General features: G+C 68.6%; 22 protein-coding genes and 1 pseudogene. 8 read left to right on the top strand and 15 right to left on the bottom strand.

What is annotated here, in order from left to right:
- Position 1: 1 nt before the first annotated feature.
- The 5 genes from AC3EO4_RS31095 to AC3EO4_RS31075 all read right to left on the bottom strand — a co-directional run bounded on the left by AC3EO4_RS31095 (position 2) and on the right by AC3EO4_RS31075 (position 4,620).
- Positions 2-865: a hypothetical protein gene (locus AC3EO4_RS31095; RefSeq protein ID WP_379577040.1), complete on the bottom strand. Its 864-nt coding sequence runs from the start codon at positions 863-865 to the stop codon at positions 2-4.
- Between the two features lie 98 nt (positions 866-963).
- Entirely contained in the window at positions 964-1,353 is a 390-nt protein-coding gene (locus AC3EO4_RS31090; RefSeq protein WP_379577042.1) for a cupin, read from the bottom strand.
- Between the two features lie 65 nt (positions 1,354-1,418).
- Complete coding sequence (locus AC3EO4_RS31085) at positions 1,419-2,855, bottom strand: MFS transporter (protein ID WP_431898874.1); 1,437 nt, start codon at positions 2,853-2,855, stop codon at positions 1,419-1,421.
- Between the two features lie 683 nt (positions 2,856-3,538).
- On the bottom strand, positions 3,539-3,799 hold the full coding sequence (locus AC3EO4_RS31080; protein WP_431898873.1) for a hypothetical protein: 261 nt from the start codon (positions 3,797-3,799) through the stop codon (positions 3,539-3,541).
- 80 nt (positions 3,800-3,879) lie between these two features.
- Entirely contained in the window at positions 3,880-4,620 is a 741-nt protein-coding gene (locus AC3EO4_RS31075) for an aminoglycoside phosphotransferase family protein (protein ID WP_431898872.1), read from the bottom strand.
- A gap of 83 nt (positions 4,621-4,703) precedes the next feature.
- On the opposite strand from AC3EO4_RS31075, the gene AC3EO4_RS31070 reads away from it, so the two are divergent.
- Positions 4,704-5,600: an aminoglycoside phosphotransferase family protein gene (locus AC3EO4_RS31070; RefSeq protein ID WP_431898871.1), complete on the top strand. Its 897-nt coding sequence runs from the start codon at positions 4,704-4,706 to the stop codon at positions 5,598-5,600.
- A 65-nt stretch (positions 5,601-5,665) separates the two neighbouring features.
- Here the strand turns inward: AC3EO4_RS31070 and AC3EO4_RS31065 are convergent, their stop codons facing one another.
- Positions 5,666-5,959: a hypothetical protein gene (locus AC3EO4_RS31065; protein WP_431898870.1), complete on the bottom strand. Its 294-nt coding sequence runs from the start codon at positions 5,957-5,959 to the stop codon at positions 5,666-5,668.
- A gap of 408 nt (positions 5,960-6,367) precedes the next feature.
- On the opposite strand from AC3EO4_RS31065, the gene AC3EO4_RS31060 reads away from it, so the two are divergent.
- On the top strand, positions 6,368-6,880 hold the full coding sequence (locus AC3EO4_RS31060; protein ID WP_431898869.1) for an NUDIX hydrolase: 513 nt from the start codon (positions 6,368-6,370) through the stop codon (positions 6,878-6,880).
- 939 nt (positions 6,881-7,819) lie between these two features.
- Here AC3EO4_RS31060 and AC3EO4_RS31055 read toward each other — a convergent pair.
- From AC3EO4_RS31055 to AC3EO4_RS31030, 6 genes are all read right to left on the bottom strand, one after another.
- Entirely contained in the window at positions 7,820-9,565 is a 1,746-nt protein-coding gene (locus AC3EO4_RS31055) for a serine/threonine-protein kinase (protein ID WP_431898868.1), read from the bottom strand.
- A 382-nt stretch (positions 9,566-9,947) separates the two neighbouring features.
- Positions 9,948-11,276, bottom strand: a complete 1,329-nt coding sequence (locus tag AC3EO4_RS31050) for a Dyp-type peroxidase (RefSeq protein WP_431898867.1) — start codon at positions 11,274-11,276, stop codon at positions 9,948-9,950.
- Entirely contained in the window at positions 11,269-11,910 is a 642-nt protein-coding gene (locus AC3EO4_RS31045) for an HD domain-containing protein (RefSeq protein WP_379577062.1), read from the bottom strand. The genes AC3EO4_RS31050 and AC3EO4_RS31045 overlap by 8 nt, the downstream gene beginning before the upstream one ends.
- A 4-nt stretch (positions 11,911-11,914) precedes the next feature.
- Positions 11,915-12,166, bottom strand: coding sequence for a hypothetical protein (locus tag AC3EO4_RS31040; protein ID WP_379577064.1), 252 nt, complete (start codon positions 12,164-12,166; stop codon positions 11,915-11,917).
- 5 nt (positions 12,167-12,171) lie between these two features.
- Positions 12,172-12,615, bottom strand: coding sequence for a hypothetical protein (locus AC3EO4_RS31035; protein ID WP_379577066.1), 444 nt, complete (start codon positions 12,613-12,615; stop codon positions 12,172-12,174).
- 119 nt (positions 12,616-12,734) lie between these two features.
- Positions 12,735-12,899 carry a hypothetical protein gene (locus AC3EO4_RS31030; protein ID WP_431898866.1) on the bottom strand — a complete coding sequence of 55 codons (165 nt, stop codon included), beginning with the start codon at positions 12,897-12,899 and terminating at the stop codon, positions 12,735-12,737.
- A gap of 64 nt (positions 12,900-12,963) precedes the next feature.
- On the opposite strand from AC3EO4_RS31030, the gene AC3EO4_RS31025 reads away from it, so the two are divergent.
- From AC3EO4_RS31025 to AC3EO4_RS31015, 3 genes are all read left to right on the top strand, one after another.
- Positions 12,964-13,449 carry a MarR family winged helix-turn-helix transcriptional regulator gene (locus tag AC3EO4_RS31025; RefSeq protein ID WP_379577070.1) on the top strand — a complete coding sequence of 162 codons (486 nt, stop codon included), beginning with the start codon at positions 12,964-12,966 and terminating at the stop codon, positions 13,447-13,449.
- A 56-nt stretch (positions 13,450-13,505) separates the two neighbouring features.
- On the top strand, positions 13,506-14,015 hold the full coding sequence (locus AC3EO4_RS31020) for an MFS transporter (protein ID WP_379577072.1): 510 nt from the start codon (positions 13,506-13,508) through the stop codon (positions 14,013-14,015).
- A gap of 103 nt (positions 14,016-14,118) precedes the next feature.
- The gene (locus AC3EO4_RS31015) at positions 14,119-14,598 is read left to right on the top strand and encodes a TIGR03618 family F420-dependent PPOX class oxidoreductase (protein WP_379577074.1); all 480 of its coding nucleotides are present in this window, start codon (positions 14,119-14,121) and stop codon (positions 14,596-14,598) included.
- A gap of 28 nt (positions 14,599-14,626) precedes the next feature.
- Here AC3EO4_RS31015 and AC3EO4_RS31010 read toward each other — a convergent pair.
- Positions 14,627-14,997, bottom strand: a pseudogene (locus tag AC3EO4_RS31010) (transposase); the annotation flags it as partial.
- Between AC3EO4_RS31010 and AC3EO4_RS31005 the strand changes: the two are divergent.
- Entirely contained in the window at positions 14,908-15,159 is a 252-nt protein-coding gene (locus AC3EO4_RS31005; RefSeq protein WP_431898905.1) for a hypothetical protein, read from the top strand. The pseudogene AC3EO4_RS31010 and the gene AC3EO4_RS31005 sit on opposite strands and share 90 nt — an antisense overlap.
- Before the next feature lie 47 nt (positions 15,160-15,206).
- Here the strand turns inward: AC3EO4_RS31005 and AC3EO4_RS31000 are convergent, their stop codons facing one another.
- Both AC3EO4_RS31000 and AC3EO4_RS30995 read right to left on the bottom strand, forming a co-directional pair.
- Positions 15,207-16,070, bottom strand: a complete 864-nt coding sequence (locus tag AC3EO4_RS31000) for an LLM class flavin-dependent oxidoreductase (protein ID WP_379577076.1) — start codon at positions 16,068-16,070, stop codon at positions 15,207-15,209.
- Positions 16,071-17,235: 1,165 nt separating this feature from the next.
- Positions 17,236-18,477 (bottom strand): MFS transporter, encoded by a 1,242-nt coding sequence (locus tag AC3EO4_RS30995; protein WP_431898865.1) that lies wholly within the window; start codon positions 18,475-18,477, stop codon positions 17,236-17,238.
- Between the two features lie 51 nt (positions 18,478-18,528).
- Between AC3EO4_RS30995 and pip the strand changes: the two genes are divergently transcribed.
- Both pip and AC3EO4_RS30985 read left to right on the top strand, forming a co-directional pair.
- Entirely contained in the window at positions 18,529-19,488 is a 960-nt protein-coding gene (gene pip / locus AC3EO4_RS30990; protein ID WP_379577079.1) for a prolyl aminopeptidase, read from the top strand.
- A 195-nt stretch (positions 19,489-19,683) separates the two neighbouring features.
- Complete coding sequence (locus tag AC3EO4_RS30985; protein WP_379577081.1) at positions 19,684-19,932, top strand: hypothetical protein; 249 nt, start codon at positions 19,684-19,686, stop codon at positions 19,930-19,932.
- The last annotated feature ends 505 nt before the right edge of the window (positions 19,933-20,437 follow it).

Here is a 20,437-nt window from a genome sequence, read left to right as displayed (position 1 = left end):
GTCACCCCTTGACCGTGACGGCCATGCCCAGGCCGGGTAGGAACTCGGCTTGTTTGTAGACCTCGTTCGCCTTGGGCCGGTAGGCGGCGTAGAACTCCTTGCCGCACTCCAGGTCGTCCAGGGCCGCCTTGATCTCGCGCTGCAACATGGGGCGCGCCTCGTCAGCCGTCGGGTTCTGCTTCCTGCCGAGCTTGCCGAACTCCGTCATGAACGAGCTCTCGGTGCTGCGCGCGATGTCAGAGGGGCGCTGCGAGGTGACCCTGTAGCCCTTGCCCTTGAGGCAGTCGGCGAACGTGCTCGCCAGCTCCGCCAGCTTGGGATCGCCGTCGATCTCGCGGCTGATGATCTGTTCCATCATCTCGCTCTGGGCCTTGGCCGCCTCCTGCATCGACTTGTGCTTCTTGCCGGTCGTCTTGTTGATCATCTCGAGATGGCAGGCGTTCATCGCCTCGAAGTACGCCTCCCGCTGCGGCTTCGACAGCCCGGCGATGACCTTGCCGTTGGGGTCGTCCCCGGTGTCATCGTCCGCCATCAGGCGGGCCATCCGGCCGACCCCGTCGTTCGGGTAGACGAAGGAGGCGGCGAACCCGAAACCGTACTTGCTGCGATATTTCTTCATCGCGGGATAGTCGCCGGACATCTCCTGCTTGACGGCATCCGGCAGCTCCGGCATGGACACGATCGGGTGGTAGGTGAACCCCTTGCCCTTCATGCAGGTGGCGAGCTGGGCCTGGGCCTGGCGCTGCTGGTCGGAGGGATCCGCGGAGGGTGCCGCGGCCGCCTCGGTCCCGCCGGACGAGGCGCAGCCCGTGAGGGTCGCCAGGATGGCCGCGGCGATCGCGAGCGGCACTCGGGAGTCGGTCATGGGGCTTCACTGTCACGAGTGCATGCTGAAGCGAACCTGAAGGCGACTGAACAAGTCTTTAGGCCGCTGGTTGATGAGGACAGGTTCGAGGGTGTGGCCTAGGTTTCGGTTCGCTTCTCCAGCCGGCTGCCACGCGGCAGGGTGACGACCATGATGTTGCTGGGGATGTCCAACTGGATGCGGTGCCATCGCCCGCGCGGGACGATGGCAGCGGTTCCGGCCATCAGCCTGATCTCCTCCTCCTCTCCTCCCGGCCGCTCCGGGCGGAGGTAGAGGCGCATCTTCCCGATGAGGCAGGACACGATCTCCTCGGCCTCGGGGTGGACCTCCCAGTGGTCGGCGTGGACGTCGGCGCCGGTCTTCGCGTGGAAGGCCAGCAGCCGCCAGCCGTCCTGGTCGAAGTCCGTTGTTCTCTTCCCGGCGTGAATCTGGCCGCCTTGGTGAAGGTGGATGGCGGACGCGAAGAGGTCGATCGGAGTAACTGTCATGCCGAAATGGCCTTCCTGCGGTGATCTGTCAACTGGTGGGGATGCGGCCCGAGGCGGATCGCTGGTCACCGGGCGAGGAGCGAATCGCGGTCATCGCTCTGCTCGGCCTGTGATGGCGGGCTGGTCCGGCGTAGGACGGTGAGGGCGACGAGGACGGCGGCGACCAGGAGCGCGGCGCCGAGCGTCAGGCTGAGCGCGTACCCGTCGTTGAGGGCCTCGGGCGTGATGGCCTGGCCGGTGCGGTCGTGCGCGACGGTGCCGAGAGCGGCCAGTCCGAGCGAGGCGCCGAGCTGTCGTGAACTGTTGAGCAGGCCCGATGCGGCGCCGGCCTCGTGGGGCGCGACGCCGGCGGTGGCGGTGGAGACGACCGGTCCGAGGCAGAGCCCGAAGCCGACGCCGGCGACGATCGAGGGCCCCAGGACGTCGGTGGTGAAAGCGCCGTCCGGGCTGATCAGGCCGAACCAGGCCAGCCCGGTCGCGGTCAGTAGTCCGCCGATGACCAGAAGGGTCCGCGGCGCGAGACGGTAGCCGAGCTTGACGGCGAGCACGGAGCCGGCGATCACGCCGAGGGCGAACGGCAGGAACTCGACCCCTGCAAGGGCCGGCCCGACCCCGAGTACTCGTTGCAGGTAGAGGGACACGAAGTAGAAGGCCGCGGCCATGGCCGCACCGACCAGGAGGCTGTAGGCGTTCGCGCCGGCGACCGAGCGGTTGGTGAGCAGGCCGAGCCGGATCAGCGGTTCACGAGCGGTGGTCCGCTCGACGTGGATGAATGCGACCAACAGCGCGGCGGCGACCGCCAGAGTCGTCACGGTGATCGGTGAGGCCCACGAATACCGGTCGGTGCGGACGATGCCGAACACCAGCAGGGTCATGCCCGACGTGGCCAGCACGGCACCGAGGACGTCCGGACGGCCGCTGCGAACCGGGGACGGGCCGGCGGCGACGCGCCAGACCATGGCCAGCGCGCAGGCGGCCATCGGCACGTTCACGAACATCACCCAGCGCCAGCCGGCGTACTCGGTGAGCAGGCCGCCGATCAGGACGCCGAAGGCGCCCCCGGCGGCGTTCATCGCACTCCATACGCCGATGGCCCTGACGCGGACCTTGCCCGTGGGAAAGGTCGCGGTCAGCAGCGCCAGCGCGGCCGGAGCGAGTGCGGCGGCCCCGATGCCCTGGACGGCACGAGCGGCGACAAGATGGCCGGGTTCCTGGGCGAAGCCGCCGACGAGTGAGGCGAGGCCGAACAGGCCGAGCCCGAGCAGCAGGACCGGCTTACGGCCGTACCGGTCGGCGGCCTTGCCGCCCAGGAGGAGCAGCCCGCCGAACGTGAGCGCGTAGGCATGGATCACCCACGTCAGCCCCACCGCGCTGAAGCCGAGGCCGGCAGCGATCTGCGGAAGTCCGACGTTCACGACCGACAGGTCCAGCGACACCATGAACTGCACGACGGCCACGGCGGCGAGGATGATCCTCGGCCGAGCACCCGACTTGATGACCACGCTTCCTCCGGCGGATTTTCTGTTCGTCAACGCAACTCAGTCCTCTGAGCCGGAGGCAGTGTCGATAGGGGAGTTTCCGTCACCGCACAGCGCTTGCTGTATGAAGGTCGACAGCGCGTCGTCGATCGGTGGGTCTGCGGAAAGCCGTCGGCCCGCACGACTTTCGTCTCTTCAGGCGCGGCACCTGGCACCGGCATGCCGGTACCGACACCCAGCACGGCCACGCTCGCACATGCCGCCAGTCGGATCTTCACAACACTCGTCCTCATGATCAATTACTGCGACGGGGACTCTCCCCTCGCTCTCCGGAATCCCCGCCTCGCTCGGCGACGGCGCGGCGCCGAGTTGGGCGATCCAGCCGCTGGGACACCGCGGCGGACAGCGTCGACCGCGACTCGTGGAAGCTGCCGGACCACTGCCGCGCTCGACCGGCACGCCTAGCTGCAGCAGGCGCGCCCCCGGGCAGCCCGGTGGCCGGCGGCGCCGCCCCGAGGATGGACTGACTGGGGTTCTCATGACGGCAATCGTCGTCCAGTTGCTGTTCTGGGGCGTCGTACAAGCGGAGGCATCTGCCGCTACCGTTCCGGGACCAGCGACCGGCCGGACTACGACGCCGGGAGTAGTCCCGCAGGACGGCATCGCGGAGTTGAGCGGGTTCCGGTGCGCCGAGGGGCCGGGCTCGATCAGCCCTCGTCCCGGCCAGGCGCGACTGGGCCACGCAGCGGCCGCATGCCGGCCTGGCGGGCCTGTTCCAGCGCGGTGGCCCCGGCCGGCGCGCCGGGCTTGTGCACCAGCGCCTCAAGGTAGTGGTCGAGCTCGAGCCGAGATCCGCGCTTGGCGATCAACCGCTCGTGCCGGACAACCTCGGTCCCCTTGTGGTAGGCGACCGGGTGGGAGGCGAACGGCATCACGCGCACCTGGTGGCAGGCCAGACTGATCGACACCGAAGAGCGGTTGGTGCGCACGGTGATCTGTTCTCTGAACTTTCAGGGCCAGGGCTTTCGAGTAGCCGGGGAACGTGGTGTCATCGCAGGGCCGCCGCGAAGACCAGGCGGTTGGTGCTGGTGTTGGCGTGTTCACGTTCGGACCATGCGATGCGGGAGGTGATCTGTTCGGGACTGGCCGGACAACTGCCGGGGTCGGTCCGGCGTTCTGCCCACCATCGGGCATTGCGGGATTGGCGATCGAGAATCGCGTCGAGGACATCAGCACGGCGCGCAGCGGTGAGTCCGTAGGCGTCGGCGAGCACCCGCACCTGGGCGGCTTGCGCGGTGGCCGGCGGCGCGGTGGCCTTGGAGGAGATGCACCACGTCCAGGCCATGTATCCGATGTCCTCGAGCGGATCGCCCGGGGAAGCGGTGTCGAAGTCGATGAAGGCGACTGGTAGCCCGGCGCGGAACACTGTGTTGTTGGGTCCGGGGTCGTGATGGCAGACGACGGGGTGCTCCCCGGTGAGGCCGCTGTTGCGGGTGGCGTCGTGCAGCGAGCGAAGAAGCGCCCCAGCCGAAGCGACCTGAGTGTCGCTCCAGCGCCGGAACTTGGCAGGCACCCAGCCGGGCAGGTAACTGAAGATCTCACGGTTGGCTTCGTCGCGTCCGAGATAGCGCGGCGCTCCCGCGAACTGGCATTGCTCAAGGTGTGTGAGCAGTTGAGCGACGAAGGCGGAAGTGGCCGTGGCGGGTCGTCGGACGGTATCGGCGACATGGACGACACCTGCGGTGATGCGACCTCCGGTCAGGGGAACTTCAGCGGGGACGTGCCGCATGGTGGGAGTTGTCCTCTTCAGTGCTTGGAGTGCGTGGGACGGTGTGAGCCGCGCCGCCTGCCGCCTCAGTACTGTGACTTCGCATGACCGACACCGAGATCGAGATCACCGCAGACCTGGTCCGCGACCTGCTGCAGGAGCAACATCCAGACCTTGCGGGGCTGGCCATCCGCGAGGTGGCGGGCGGTTGGGGCAACCAAATGTGGCGCCTCGGGGACGAGTTGGCCGTGCGCATGCAGCGCATGGACCCCACCCCGGAGCTCCAGCTCAAGGAGCGGCGGTGGCTACCCGTGTTGGCCCCGCGCCTGCCGCTCCCGGTGCCGACCCCGGTGCGGTTCGGCGAACCGTCCGAGCGCTTCCCCAAGCACTGGACCGTGATGACGTGGGTTCCCGGCGAGCCGCTGGACCACGGCTCGATCAGCCGCGGCGCCCATGCGGCCGACACGCTGGCGGGCTTCCTCCAGGCGCTCCATGTGGAGGCGCCCGCCGATGCGCCGATCGCTACGGACCGCGGTGCCCATCCCAGGAACTGCACGGACGGCTTCGAGAACTTCTTCCAGGCCGTTGCTCTCGACGACATCGCTGCCGACGTCCGGGCCGTCTGGGACGACGCCGTTGCGGCCCACGCGTGGGAGGGCCCGCCGGTGTGGGTGCACGGCGACCTCCATCCCGCGAACGTCGTCGTCTCGGACGGAACGCTCTCGGGCATCGTCGACTTCGGTGGCATGTTCGCCGGCGATCCGGCGTGGGATCTCGCCGCCGCATGGGTGCTGCTACCCGCGGGCACGGCCTCACGGTTCTTCGAGATGTACGCGCAAGCAGATGAGGCGGCGATCCGGCGCGCCCGCGGGCTGGCAGCTATGAAGAGCCTCTTCCTGATGCTCATGGGGCAGAACGGAGATCGGGGCCTCCCCGGCGGTAAGCCGAACTGGGGACCTGCAGGCCGGGCGGCTCTTGATCGTGTTCTGAAGGGCGTTTGACGCACGCTTCTTGAACTTGTTCTCGATCTTGGTTGAGGGCCATGTGGCAGCCCACCTTCGTGGGTTCATCGATCACCACGCGTGGTGGAGATGGCAAGGTCCACGGCCATATGCTGCCCGTGGCCTCGACCGAGCTGGGTGAGCTTGTCTTGGGCGCCGGCCAGGCTGACGCGGAGCCCTTCGACTTCGCCGAGCCAGCCTTCACGTCCGGCCTCGGCAACGCGGGCGATGAGGTTGTCGCGGATCTCCTCCAGTCGGAAGCGTTGGGCCGAGTCCGGCCGCAGGAGCGAACATCTGACACATGCATGCTCATGAACACTAGGAGTTGAGAAGGCTCGGTCGCAGGTGCCGATGGACACCTTGCGCTTCTCGAAGTGAGCGAAGAACGCGTCCCATTCGTTCTCGGTGGGGGCCCGGTACTCTTCGCTGGGCCTGGTAGCGCGACGGCGGGCGATGAACGCCCTGTGCGCCTCGATCGACTCGGCCGGGTAAACGGCCTTTAGTCCATCGTTGTATCAATACCCTTATGACCGCAGATCACATGGGCGATGTGCGGCGGTGTCGTCGGTGACGAAGAGGCGCCTTCTGTCCGTACTCGCTGTGTGTGGTTGTGTCCGTGTGGCGATCGAGTAGGCGGCTTTCCATCGGCATGTTCGCGCTGGGGGTCGTCGCTTGTGTTGCGATTCCGGGCAGGTCATGTGACGCAGATCACTAGCTTGGGGTGCTCGTAGAGCAGGTTGTCGGTGGTGCCTGCGATCGTGTCCTGCATGGGCGAGCTGGTCGAGCGAGTGGATGAACTGGACCGCGTGCTGGGAGTCGTGGATCGCGCAGAGGCGGAGCGTCGGCGATGGATGCATCGGATCGCGACGACGATCTGTCGCGATCCGATGCGGCGGATCCTCGTGCTGCGCCGAGCGGAGCAGCTCACTCGCTTTCCCGGCCACTATGACGTGATGGTCGGCGGTGCCGTGGACGTGGGCGAGTCGTATGAGGACGCGGCAGCCCGCGAGCTGTCAGAGGAACTGGGCGCCGGCGTCCCGGTGCGTTTCATGTTCACGTTCCTGTGCCGGGATGGGGTCAGCCCTGTCTGGTTCGGGGTGCACGAGGCCGTGATCACTGAGCCATTGGTACCAGATCCGTCCGAGATCGCTTGGCATGCCTGGCTCACAGAGCTCGAACTGCGGGAGGTCGTTGGTCGATGGCCTTTCGTTCCCGGTGGGCGAGAGGCGGTGCGCCGATATTCGGTATTCGGGAACGGGGGCCATCCGTCGGCTGGCTGATCGGCTGCATCATGTCGAGTGGGTGGCTCAGCTGCATGGCCCGATTCCCTCAGCCCCGGCTGGCAGCGACGTACTCGGGTGTCGCGGTCGTGCTGGCGGCGGAGTTGGAGGATCTCTTCGTGTTGGGCAGCGAGGCGCGAGAGCGCTTCGTTGCGGAAGTCAGTGAGTTCCTCGATGGTCTGATCGCGGTCAGCGAGGCGTTGTTCGAGGGTGGCGATCTGCTCTTTGAGCCGATGCAGGGGTCGGGGGTGTCTCCGGTTTGGAGGATGACCGCGAGTCGGGATTCGAACTCTTCGCGAAGGTGGGCATAGGGGAGTGTGCCGTAGAAGGCTGTGCGGTCGATGCCGGATTCGCGAGCGAGGGCCTTGATGTCGCGCTTGCCGCCGGGTGGCAGGTCGCCGCGACCAGCCTGGCGGCCTGCCGGTAGTGGCTGCTGATCAGGTATTCCAGCGTGCGCATGGAGAAGTTGTGGCGGAGCCGGTGGGGATAGATAAACGTGTGGGAACCGGGGCTCATAGCGCGCCCGGATCCGGTCCGAGGTTCGCTCGAACACGCACACTCCTGCGCCGGCACGCCGATCTGGTCAAGCGCCGCTGGACGGTTCCGCGCCGCAAACCGCCATCGACCTCACCGGACTCTGAACCAGGCATCGCCGAACGGGCGGTCGGATCCACCCCCACCGACGGGCCGCACTCGGCTGGTTCGCAGAGACCGCCTCGGTGGCCTGATCCATGTGTACGCGCAGGTCGCTTAGGGTGACACCATTTTCGGCACCCACACGTTGCGGTTGCCACCGGTCAAGATCACGGCCAGGGGATGCCACCTGCGCCGGTGATCAGGTGGTGTTTGCTGCCGGTCCGTCCTCGGTCGACTGGGGACGGGCCTGCTGCAACTGCCTTCAGGGCTCCAGACACCGGGTTCCGGCCCCACGCCGTCCGATCACTGTCCGTCCTGGTAGACCATGGGGCCTGACTCCTTGAACGCCGCACGCGAGGCGTCCTTGAGCCACTTCGTCGCGCTGGAGTCTCTGGTGAGGTTCGTGTAGACGGCCAGGGTACGGATCACATATCGGCCGGTCTGCCCGGTCCACGAGTACAACTGCACGTTCCACCAGTTCGAGGTGTAGCAGATGCCGGTCGATCCCGGCCCCGTTTGGGGGCACCGGATCCCCCAGTCCTGCACGTAGACGTTCTTGAGCCTCGAGTACGCGGTGTCGGCCCTGCCCGAGTCCTTCAGCGGAACGACCCAGACGGTCACCATGATGCGCCCGTTCGGAGCGCCCGAGCTGATATAGGCACCCACCGCCATGTCGTCGCAGCGTGCCTTGCGGAGGGCGGACTTGACTCTGGCGTCGGGCCACGGGCTCGGGCAGTCCTCCACCCCGAACGCCTTGCGGCTGAAACGCACCCCCTCGGCGCTCGTGAAGGACTGCGGAAGCAGGGCGTCGGCCGTGATCGGGGTCGGGTCGGTGCTCTCCTTGTTGAGGTCCGCGGGGTTGAACGACTCCTCGGTCGGCTCCTCCGAAGCTGTTTGAGAAGGCGTGTCGGAAGGGCTCGGTCCGGGGGTGTAGGTGGAGACGGGCTGGGAGGTGGAGGGCTGACCGCCCGACAGCGCTCCCCGGACCGTGTTTTTGACTACGGCCCGCACGCCCACCACGGCCAGCACCAGGGCGACTGCTCCAGCGCCGACGGCGAGGCCGATCTTCTTCGACCGGCCGCCGCCGCTGGGCGGAGGCTGGGGAGGGACGCCTCCTTCAGGCTGCCCAGGCGGCTGCGCCCAGCCGGCGGGCCCGTTCTCCTGCGTCGACGGGTGCGGCCGGAGAGTGAGTTGCTCGGCCTCCGGCGTGCCCATCGTGGCGTGCGCCGTGGGCCACTGCGCGAGGGGGGCGGGAGCCTCGTCGCCGGTCAGGCGGCGCAGCAGGGCGGCGGCGCTCGGCCGGGCCGCGGGGTCCTTGGCCAGACAGGCCGCCAGCGCCGGGCGTAACTCCTGCGGCACGGCCGACAGGTCGGGTTCGCGGGTCAGAATGGCGTGCATGATCGCCGGCAAGGTGTCTCCACTGAAGACCTGCTGCCCGGTGGCCGCGTAGATCATGGAGGTCGCCCAGCTGAACAGGTCGGCCGCCGGGGTGATCGGCGCCCCGCCGAACTGCTCCGGCGCCATGTAGGCGGGGGTTCCCACCACGCTGTGCGTGGCCGTCTGGGCGGTCACCCTGGCAATCCCGAAATCGATCACCACGGGCCCCTCAGGCCCCATGATCACGTTGTGCGGCTTGAAGTCTCGGTGGACTATCCCGGCCCGGTGGATGGCCGCCAGTGCGGTGAGTGTGGTCACAGCGAGCCGCTCCAGCCCGCTGCCCGAACGCGGACCCTCGGTCCTGACCAGCAGGTCGAGCGACGGGCCTGGGATGTGTTCACTGACGATGAATGGCTGGCCGCCCACCAGGCCCGTGTCCAGCACGCGCGCCGTACAGAACGGAGCAACCTGGCGAGCCGCCTCGGCTTCGCGCAGAAACCGGCGGCGCGCGTTCTCATCCGCCGCGGCTCCAGCGTGTAACACCTTGACCGCGACCTGCTCGTTGGACGGTCCCTGGCCCAGGTAAACCGTTCCCTGGCCACCCCGCCCCAGTACACCAGCGAGCCGATAAGGGCCGATCTGACGTAAATCTTCCGGCGTGAGCGATTGCACAAGATCTCACCTTAGCGTTTGCTGGCAAGATCTCCTTAATGTCACACAGTCGGTCAAGTCACTGCGAAGCCTTCGTGGCCGTTGGCAGCGATCTCGGCGCACCTGACGCGGTAAGGGCCGACGCCGCCGACGACCCTGTCCGCCCAGCGTCACCGCGAGCGATCTTCATAACGCCGCTCCCGCTCGAGGATGTCCCACGTACCACACAGTGCTGTATGGAAGCCGCTGCAGCTGAGGGCGACGCTCTCATGCCCTCCGGTAGCTTCACCCTTGTGTCGCAGCGGAACGACACAACCCATGGGGAGGCGACCGCGCTCATCGGCTGTACCGGAGCCAGGCCTTGGACTTGGACCCCGCGCCTCCGCCACCATCGAGCGGGGTCTCAGCCTGAGGGGGACAGCGCGGCGGCCAGGTGCTCGCTGGGTTGGCTGCCGGGCGGGATGGCGAAGACGGCGCTGCCGGTGTGCTTGACGAACGCGTTGAGCCGGTCGGAGCCCGCCAACTTGCGCTGGGCGCGGATGAACGCCTCGGGGTCGCGGACATAGGCGCAGAACAGCACGCCGCTGTCGTAGCTGCCGTGGCTGTTGCCGCTGTGGTGCTCGTGCAGGTGGCCGTCGTCCTGGTTCGCGTGGCCGTGCTCGACGATGATCGGTTCGGTGATGCCCTGCACGGCGTAGTCGTAGTTGTACGAGCGGCGCAGCATCGGGATGGCGCGTACCAACGCCACATGCGCGTCGGCCGGAATGGCGGGCCGACCGTCCGGGCCCTTCTTGCCGAGTTCCACGGCGGTGAACTCGCTCCCTCCGCTGAGCGGCGCGCCAGTGTCCCTGCGGCGGCCGATGACCAGGTCCTGGTCGCGGGCGGCGGCGAGGTCCCACTTCGGCAGGTCCAGGCGGATCTTGCGGAAAACGAGGTAACTGCCGCCGGTGAACCACTCCGGCTCCCCGTCGGCCGCCCACACGGCCTGGTCGAACTCGGGTGTGCCGGGCTTGGGGTTGCTGGTGCCGTCCTTTTGGCCGAGGAGGTTGCGCGGGGTGGAGCCGCCGAAGGTGCCGAGGAAGCCCTGCTGGCTCCAGCGCAGCCGTGCCAGTCCAGGAGCCTGGCCGCGCAGCGAGCGAAAGGCGTGGCTGACGACCTGCGGGTCGTCGGCGCAGATCTGGGCGATCAGGTGGCCGCCGCTCCAGGCGGGCTCCAACCGGTCGGTGGAGAAGGCGGGCAACGGGCGCAGATGCGCCGGCCTGCGCTCCTTCTGGCCGATCAGGTCGAACACCTCGGGGCCCAGGCCGAAGGTCAGCGTCAGGCTCGCAGGGTTCAGGCCGTCGGCGACGCCGGAGCCGGCGGGTGCGTCGGGGCGGTTGCCCGGGATCGGGCCGGGCGGGTCGCCGAGCATGAGGCGTTGGGCGACGGTCGTCCAGCGCGTCATCAGTTGCTGCAGGTTGGTGGCGATCTTGGCGGTGGGCAGGTTCGCGGTCTGCAGGTCGAAGGCGGCGAACATCGCGTAGTGCTGTTGCCGGGTGGCGATGCCCGGCTGGTGGACGCCGTGCAGCCCGGCGGGCGAGGGCGTGGCCGGGGTCGCCGCGTCGCTCGCGCCCGCGTGGCCGGAGGCGGCACCGTTCAGGCCGCCGGTCAGCAGTGCTCCGCCGGTCGCGGCGACGCCCGCAGTCGCGACGATCGAGGCGATCGCGCCCCGGCGAGAGACGGATTCAGGCATCGTAGTCGCCCCATCCGGTGAGCTCGCGCCACGTGGGCCAGGATTGTCCGCTCGCCTGCCGCAGCATCTCGCCGGGAATGCTGAACGGCGGCGCCTTGTGCGGCTTGTCCAGGGACTGGGCGACGACCGCGTCGTGCAGCACCACGGCGGCGCGTAGCCTCGGCAGCACCTCGTGGATGCGCTCGGCGTAGCCATCGGGCAGCGCGGGCCCGTCCGCGTCGAGATCGTAGCCGGCGCCGGCGGTCACCAGCGCGATCTCGGGCCGCTTGCGCTGCGCGACCTCGGGGACGAGGTGCAGCGCGATGGCGTCCCAGACGATCATCGTCTTCTCGGACGGCATGCCGCGCTCCGCGAGCCAGGCGGCGGCCAGGTCGGCACCGTCGATGTCGAAGCGCTGGTCCCCGTTGCCGGGTTCGCTGAGGCCGGAGTCGTGCAGAACGCAGGCGAGGAACAGTAGTTCGTCGTCGTAGTCGCGGCCGGAGCGCAGGCCCTGGCTCTCGCCGATGAAGCGGCCGTAGAGGTAGGTGCGCATGCTGTGGTTGAAGATCGCCGGCTCCTCGATGGAGCGGACATACCGCATGGCGTCGAGCGTCAGGCCGCTCCAGGGGAACGGCAGGCCGTCGTAGGCGTCCATCGTGTCATCCTTCCTGTGTGCGGAGGGCTCGCATGGCGAGCAGCCCGCCGATTGCGGGAATGAAGGCCCGCCACCTGGCACCGTTCGGCGAGGTGGATGGGGCGAGGTAGGCGGCCGCGATGACGGCCACGTAGGAGATGCCGTGCAGGGGGCCACCGAAGGTCGTGACGGCCTTGGCGTGCACGGTGAGCAGGTTGGCGATCAGGACTACGAGCGTGGTCAGCTCCACGCTGGCGGCGACTCGCAGGAGGCGCATCGGGTTCATCCCCCTTGACCGGTGCCGGGTCGGACGATCATCAGGACCACCACGACCGCCCAGGCCAGGTTGTAGACGCCCGCGAGCATGGACAGCAGCCGCAGCCGCCCAGAGTCGCCGGGGTCGGCGAGCACCTGGCGCTGGCGCGGATGGATCTGCGTGGCCAGCAGCAGGGCCGCGACGGCGGTGAGGATCATCGAGATGGTGATCCAGATCTCGCCCGTCCGGCCCTGTACGCCGGCAAGGATCATCCCGGCCAGTGGCACGATGAGGCCGAGAACGGCGTACCCGCGCGTGATGCGGTGCAGGGCGACGGCGACGGACCGGCTGCGCCCCTCTCCAGCCGCCGCGGGCGCGTAGCGGGGGAACAGGCTCGTTGCCGCGGCTGAGCCCCCGACGAAGACGATGCCGCCGAGCACGTGCACGGACAGCAGGACATGTTCCAGCAAGTCTCTAGCTCCAACCTTCAGGATGACTGAAGCCTAGTCTCAGCTTCAGTCGCTCTGAAGGTTGGGGTACGCGGACGGTCAGCCCGCCGATTCGTCGAAGGCTGGGGTACGGGGACCCGTCAGCCCGCCGATTCGCCTAGGAGCGCGGGGAGGACCGCCTGGCCGATTCGGCGCTGGACGGGGTCGGCCTCCGGGTCGAACAGTCGCTCGTTCACCTCCGCTACCGCCTTCTTGGCGGCCTGGAGGAGGCGGGAGCCCGCACCGGATACGAATCTGCGCGCCATCTCTCGCCGTTATATGGGAAGGAAGTAGATAATCCGGAATGGAACTAGTTGCTAGGCTATGGGGATGACTGCCATGGCGCCCGCGCGCACGGAGCCGGACCTGTCGTTCCTGCTGGATCGTGCCGGTCACGTCCTGAGAACCCAGATGGCGGCCGCTCTGGCCGAGATCGGGCTGACGGCTCGCATGCACTGCGTGCTCGTTCACGCCCTGGAGGAGGAGCGCACGCAGATCCAGCTCGCCGAGATCGGCGACATGGACAAGACCACCATGGTGGTGACCGTCGACGCCCTGGAGAAGGCGGGCCTGGCCGAGCGCCGCCCGTCTGGCACGGACCGGCGAGCCCGGATCATCGCGGTCACTCAGAAAGGGGCGGAGATCGCCGCGAGGAGCCAGGAGATTGTCGACGGCGTGCACAAGGCGGCCTTGGACGCGCTGCCGAAGGATGAGCGCGAGGCACTCCTGCGGGCGATGAATCGCCTGGTCGCGGGGCATTTGGCGGTCCCTGCCGAGGCGCCGCGGGCGGTACGGCGGGCTCGGCAGCATAAATAGATCTGCAACGGATCGTCTGCAATAAAACTATCTGCTACGGTTCTCTTGTCCCTCTAATGGAGCAGGAGAAAGCCCATGTCGCATACCCCCCGATCGCGCTGGCCGTGTTCGTCCTGCGCCAGGCGACCGCCAAGGCACCGCTGATGCCGCTGCGGATCTTCCACTCCCGCAGCGTGTCCGGCGCCAACCTGGTGCAGTTCCTCACGCTGTCGGCCATGTTCGCCTTCCAGATCCTCGTCGCGCTCGAGACCGGCCTGGCGATGCTGCCCGCGGCACTGGCCATCGGCGGAGTCTCCCTGTTCGTCTCGGCCCGGCTCAACACTCGCTTCAGAGAGCGCGCCGCCCTGCAGGCAGGCCTGGTGCTGCTGCTCGGGGCGATGGGCTGGTTTGCCCGTATCCCGGTGCAGGCGGACTACGTCACTGATCTGCTCCCGGTGAAGCTGCTCATCGTGGGCGGTGGTTTGGTACTTCCCGCGCTGACGCGCTCGGTATATCTGGCGCCAAGGCCGACGATGCGGGCCTGGCCTTCGCCATCGCCGCCCTGCTTGTGGCCGCTCTCACCGTAGCGCTCCTCACACTGCGACGACCCAAGCCAGACGCCGCTGCCCCGTTGGCCCCGCCACCTGATCACCCAGCTCACACCACCAGCACAGACAGGATCTGATCCCCATGACCGAGAACGAGACGAGTTCCGGCCCCGCGCCCCGCATTCTCACCGACCAGGAACTCACCCGCCTGCTCGGCGACCAGCAGTTCGGCGTGCTGGCCACGGTCAAGGGCAGCGGCCACCCCCATCTGTCCACCGTCCTTTACCACTGGGACCCCGTCGAGCGGATCGTCCGCATCTCCACCACGGACGACCGGCTCAAGGCGCGTCACGTACGTAACAACCCCCGCCTGTCCCTGCACGTGAACGGGCCGGACATCTGGTCGTTCGCAGTCGCCGAGGGGGATGCGGAGGTGTCAGAGGTGACCACGGAACCAGGGGACGAGACCGGCAGGGAACTGCTGGCGCTCACCCCAGGCTTCACGGACACGGCGGAGGAGGCCGCCTTCCTCAGGCAATTGGTGAACGAACGCCGCGTGGTGATCCGACTGCGAGTCTCACGTCTGTACGGCACAGCCCTGGACATCCCCACCGAGGGATAGGGGCGGGCGGGGTGCGGCGAGAAGCTGCTTTGTGGGTGCCGAAATTATCGCAGATGAGATGAATGTCCAGCTCGGCCGGGAACGCCTTGTCGATGGTGATCAGGAACTTCTCGAACTCGGTGGCCCGGTGCTGGCGGTGCAGTTCGCCGATGACGGTCCCGTCGGCGATGTTGAACGCGGCGAACAGGCTGGTGATCCCGTGGCGCCCGTAGTCGTGGGTGCGCCGCTCGGGCATCCCCGGCATCATCGGTGAGACCCGGCTGCGAGCGATCCAGCGCCCGGATCTGGGACCGCCCGCTCAGGAGGATCGTGATACAGCCCGACGACGTCGACGACCTTCTCCACGAACAGCGGATCGGTGGAGAGTTCGAAGGTTTCTGCCCGGTGCGGTTTGAGGTCGAAGTCGCGCGGGATCCGGCCGGAACACCCCAAGCTGCAGGACGGCACCCACGAGGTGCACTGGGCGCCTGCGAGCAGCGGCGGGACCGCCCGCGGCAGGCCCGCCCCGCCGAGCCGATGGACAGCACGGCGGCCAGTGTGCGCGACTACCTGGCCAACTAGACCTCAGCTGATCACAGACCAGACCGCACAACCCTGGCCAAGCCGCACTAGGCCGTCGCTTCGGCGAGCAGCTCGACCTGGTCGAGCCGTGATGACGTGGGAACGAAGATGAGCTCGTCACAGCCGCTGGATTCGAACGCGGCGGCGTAGGACCTGACCATCTCGGCGCTCACCGCGGCGCTCGCCGCGATCTGCCCGGCGACGTCGCCGAGCCAGGCGTAGTAGTTCAGAAGGTAGGCATCCGCCTGCGCGCGGGCATCGGACCCGAGCGCGAAGTAGGCCAGTGATAGCTTGCGTGGCTTGCCCTGCCGGCCCTCGTTCTGCCAGGCGGCATCGACACCTGCCGCAGCTTGCGCGAACATTTCCGGCGTGCCTCCCCCCATGATCCAGCCATCGGCCAGCTGAGCGACTCGGCGGAAGCTCGCCTCGGACGCTCCGCCCAGGATGAGCTCGGGGCCGCCGCCGCGGGCGGGCTCCGGTCCGATCGCGCCGGCGAAACCGCGCTCTTCGCCGGACCAGATGCGCTTCATCTCGGCGAGTTGCTCCTCCAGGCGGCGCCCCCTGCCTTCGGTGGTCAGCCCGCTGGCGGTGAAGTCGTCGTCACGTCCTCCCAGGCCAAGGCCCAGCACGAGCCGCCCCCCGGAGAGCCGGTCGAGCGAGGCGGCCTGCTTCGCCAGCAGCGCGCTGTTCGTATACAACGGTGCGAGCAGCACACTGGTGGTCAGCCGGATCCGGCTGGTGACCGCCGCGGCGGCGGTGAGGGCGATCAGCTCCTCGTAGCTCGGGTACACGAGTCTGCCGATCGTGCCCAAGGTGCTGAACCCTGCTTCCTCGGCCTGCCGCGCCCAGTCGATGAGGGCTTCCCCGTCAGTCCCGGGAACCGTGTTGGGCAGGCCTATCCCGATATCCATCCGTGCCTCCGGTCATAGGGTCATTCTCACAACGTCAATACCGCCGGACCGGATTGGCCATGAGTCGACACGCTGGCGGATGGGAACGATGTGGATGCGGCCGGGGTGTTTCGTGGTTACTTCCAGGCATTTATCCGACCGAACTGTGCTGCCCGTAGGCGGCGATCGCGCGGCTGCCCTCGAGTGTCCGGTTGTGTTCAGCCGCCGTCGGCCGGCGGCCCCACATCTCGCCGAGCGACACGCGGCCTGTCAGGCCGCTCCCACAGGGGCGCAGCTGCCTTCCTGAGCGGCATGGGGAAGCTGACCGTGAGAGCCAACGCGCCGGTCCTGGGGTAGCCGGCACCTGGAGTTGGATCTGGGTGAAGGCAAGCGGCCGGAAAGCCGTGGCGATGCCACGCTAGGTCAGGGGCGTCATCGATCAGTACCGTGGAGCGGCTTCGATGTCCCTGGTCTATCGGTTGGAGCGGTGTTTGTACGGTCTTGTGGCAGTGCTGGTCCGCTCTGATCTGTCCAACGAGGCTGAGCTGCTGGTGCTACGGCACGAGAACCAGGTGCTTCGTCGGCAGCTCGGTTGCCGGCCGCGGTGGGGTCATGCAGACCGGGCTGGTTCACGGTGCTGTCGCGGTTGGTCCGGCGCCGCCGGTGGGCGGGGTGTTCCGGTCACCCCGGCGACCATCTTGCGCTGGCCTCGCGGTCGCGCGGAAGTGTACCTTCACGGACAGGCGGCGCCCAGGACGCCCGGGCACGCGCCGGCCGATCAAGGCATTGATCGTGCGGTTGGCGTGAGAGAACCCGACCAGGGGCATCGCCGAATCCAGGGGGAGTCGGCCCGCCTGGGTTACACGGTCGCTTCCTCTACCAGGTGGGAGATCCTGCACGCGGCCGGTATCGATCCGGCGCCCCGCCGAAACGGGCCGACCTGGCGGTAGTCCCTGACTACTGAGGCCCAGGCGATCATCGCGTGTGACTCCTGGCGGTCGAGACGATCCTGCTCAAGCGGCACACGGTCAGCTCGCTCCCGCTCGGGTCCGGCGCGGGTTTCGGACCCTCCGTCCCGCACTCGCCCAACCGGCCGGCGCACCCAAACCTGCCAGACCCGGCCCTGGACGCCCACCCGGCATTCCCAACCGCCGCCCCACTCCCCGCCACGACATGGACAAAACCGTCAAACGCGGCCGCCCCCTCGCGCTGATCGCGGTGACCGGGCGAAGACGAGCGCGATCGGGATCAACGCGGCGGTCAGCGCGAAGGCGGCCGGGTAGCCGGTCCGTGCGGCGAGCACGCCGAAGGCAGCGGCGCCCAGTCCCATCCCCGCGTCGTAGGCGAGGTTCCATACGGCGCTGACCGTGCCGTACGTGGAGGCGGGGGCCCGCTCGAACATCAGCATCAGGCTGGCGTTCTGGGCGACGCCGAAACCGGCTCCGAACAGCGCCATCCCCGCCACCACCGCGACCGGGTCGGTGGTGAGGGCTGGTACGGCCACGCCGGCCGCGGTCAGGAGCGCGCCGGGTGCCAGCAGCCGGCCCGTGTCGTTTTTGTCCGCATGCCGCCCGGCCCACCAGCGGGCAAGGGTCGACGCGGCGGCCTGAGCGAGCAGGGCGGCCGCCGCGAGATCGCCGAACCCGGGGGCCAGGGCGACAGGCAGGAAGGTGGCGACGATCCCCGCGGCCATCGCGGCGGCCGAGAAGACAATCGAAGGCCGGACCAGGGCGGGGGTGCGCAGCCCGGCCAGGATGCCGAGCGGCTGCAGTACCCGTGTCCGCGATCCTGGCCGTGGCATGCGCCCGGGAAGGGCGGGCACCGCCGCCAGCCCGGCCAGGGCGGCCAGTGCTCCAGCGGTGAACACCGATGCGTACCCGATCCTCTCGGCGAGCCAGACGCCCAGCGGCAGCGCGATGACCGCCGGCACCCCGACGACGACGCCGTGCAGACCCAGCCCCTCACCGCGGCGTTCGGGCGGGACCAGCGCGGCCACCAGCGCGCCGCTGAGAACGGCGGTGATCGCGAACCCCGCGCCGCGCAGGACGCACACGGCCATGACTGTCGCCGTGCTCGCCGAGCCGGGCAGCGCCAGCGCCGGAATCCCGAGGAGCACCAGACCTGCCGCCATCACCGCCCGGTACCCGAACCTGGAGGTCAGGCGGGGGGCGCACAGTTCGGCGGCCACCGTGGAGGCCATCAGGACGCTGGTGGTCAGCCCCGCGCCCATCCCGCCCGCGCCGATCGAGGAGGCGTACAGCGGGACGACCGACAGCAGCAGGGAGAAGCTCGTCCCCGCACCGAAGCTGGACAGGAAGACCATGGCCAGGGTCCTGGTGAGGATCCGTGGGGGTACGGCGGCCGCGGCGTGTCCCGCCATGGGGGTGGCGGGGCCGGCCGCGGAGGTGGCGGGGTCGGGGGAATCCACCCCCATAATGTAACAGCGCTGTTGTATTTTGGTCGAAGAAGGGATCATGGCATGGCCGAGCTCTACCCGCCGATCGAGCCGTACGACCACGGCATGCTCGACACCGGTGACGGCAACCTCGTCTACTGGGAGGTCTGCGGTAACCCGGAAGGCAAGCCCGCGCTCGTCGTGCACGGCGGGCCCGGCTCAGGGTGCTCCACCGGCATCCGCCGGTATTTCGACCCCGGTCGTTACCGGGTGGTCCTGTTCGACCAACGCAACTGCGGACGCAGCACGCCGCACGCCGGCGACCCCGCCGCCGACATGAGCCGCAACACCACCGAGCACCTGCTCGCCGACATGGAGCGGCTGCGCGAGCACCTCGGTATCGACCGCTGGCTGCTGTTCGGCGGCTCGTGGGGCTCCACCCTGATCCTCGCCTACGCCGAGCGCCACCCGGGGCGGGTGTCGGAGATCGTCATCTCCGGCGTCACCACGACCCGGCGCTCGGAGATCGACTGGCTCTACCGGGGCGTTGGGCGGTTCTTCCCCGAGGAATGGGACCGGTTCCGCTCCGGACTCCCCGAGACCGACCGCGACGGCGACCTCGTCGCGGCCTACGCCCGCCTGATGGAAAGCCCCGACCCCGAAGTGCGGTCGAAAGCCGCGATCGACTGGTGCACATGGGAGGACGCGGCCGTCTCCCTGGAGCCGAACGGCGCGCCGAACCCCTATAGCGACGGCGCACCGGCCGACCTGCTGGCGTTCGTGCGGATCTGCGCGCACTACTTCGCGCACGGCGCGTGGCTGGAGGAGGGCGTCCTGCTGCGCGACGCGGGCCGCCTGGCCGGCATCCCCGGCGTTCTGATCCACGGTCGCCTCGACCTGAGCAGCCCGCCCGACACCGCCTGGGAACTTGCCCGCGCCTGGCCCGACGCGCAGCTGATCGTTATCGGTGACTCGGGGCACACGGGCAGCGACACGATGCGCGAGCAGATGCGCGGCGCGCTCGACCGGTTCGCCGGCCGGTAAGCCGAACGGGAATTGTGGAGTGTGATGGGCCGAGGCCGGTTTCGTGGCGCCGGCCAGGTGCGCGGGGGTTGTCTGGCGTAGCCGGCTGGGTCGCTCGAGATCATCGCGGGCAGCAGGCGGCGGAACACCGCGCAGGTGGCGAAGGGCCGCGAACAGGCGTATCACTATGTTGGAGGTGCCGGGTAGGAATGGCTGGTGATCATCGTCATGAGCATGACCTGGAAGGAGCGTCGTTCCCTCTTCGACATCGAGGACGCACTGGCCAGGGACGACGCGGAGTTCGTCGAACGCATCAACGCGATCAACAGGATCGAGGCGGATGATGCCTCTGCAGCTTCCAGTGATGCTTGCTGGGAGCGGTGGTTGTATCGCCACTACCCGACGCTGCTGCTCGCCGCGCTCGTACTCATCGTGCTTGCCGTCCTCACTGCGATCGTGGATTGATCAGCCCCAAGCTGGAGTTCGTCGAAGAGCTGCCAGCCGATCGGGCTGAGGGCGACGTGACGGTTGTCGCGCGCTCTTCGTCATGGGCGAAGGACATCTGGTGGGGGGCTGGCCATCCGGGTCGCCACGGACGAGATCGTGACGATGCGGCCACTGCCGCGGAGCAGTGGCGTTGGCCAGCTGGATGTTGGGGTCAGATCGGGTGCGGTGGTGGTCAGTGACGGCGTGCGCGCCGCACCTGCATGACGGGGTGCCGCCGGCGCGGCCGGCGACCGGGCTGGGTGAGGACGGCCTCTCCTACCGGACGCTGCAGCGGTGCGTTGGTCACCCTCGGCGCGGATGGCACGTAGAAGTATCGGGAGTCCTTCGAGTTGGTATACCGGCGCGAGGCCACCAGGCCGAACGAGATCTGGCAGGCCGACCACACCGAGCTGGACATCTGGGTGCTCGACGATAAGGGCGAGCCGGCCCGGCCGTGGCTCACCGCCTTCGCGGACAGCAGCAC

The sequence above is a fragment of the Nonomuraea sp. bgisy101 genome (assembly GCF_057708945.1).
This window is presented reverse-complemented; position numbering and strand designations above follow the sequence as displayed.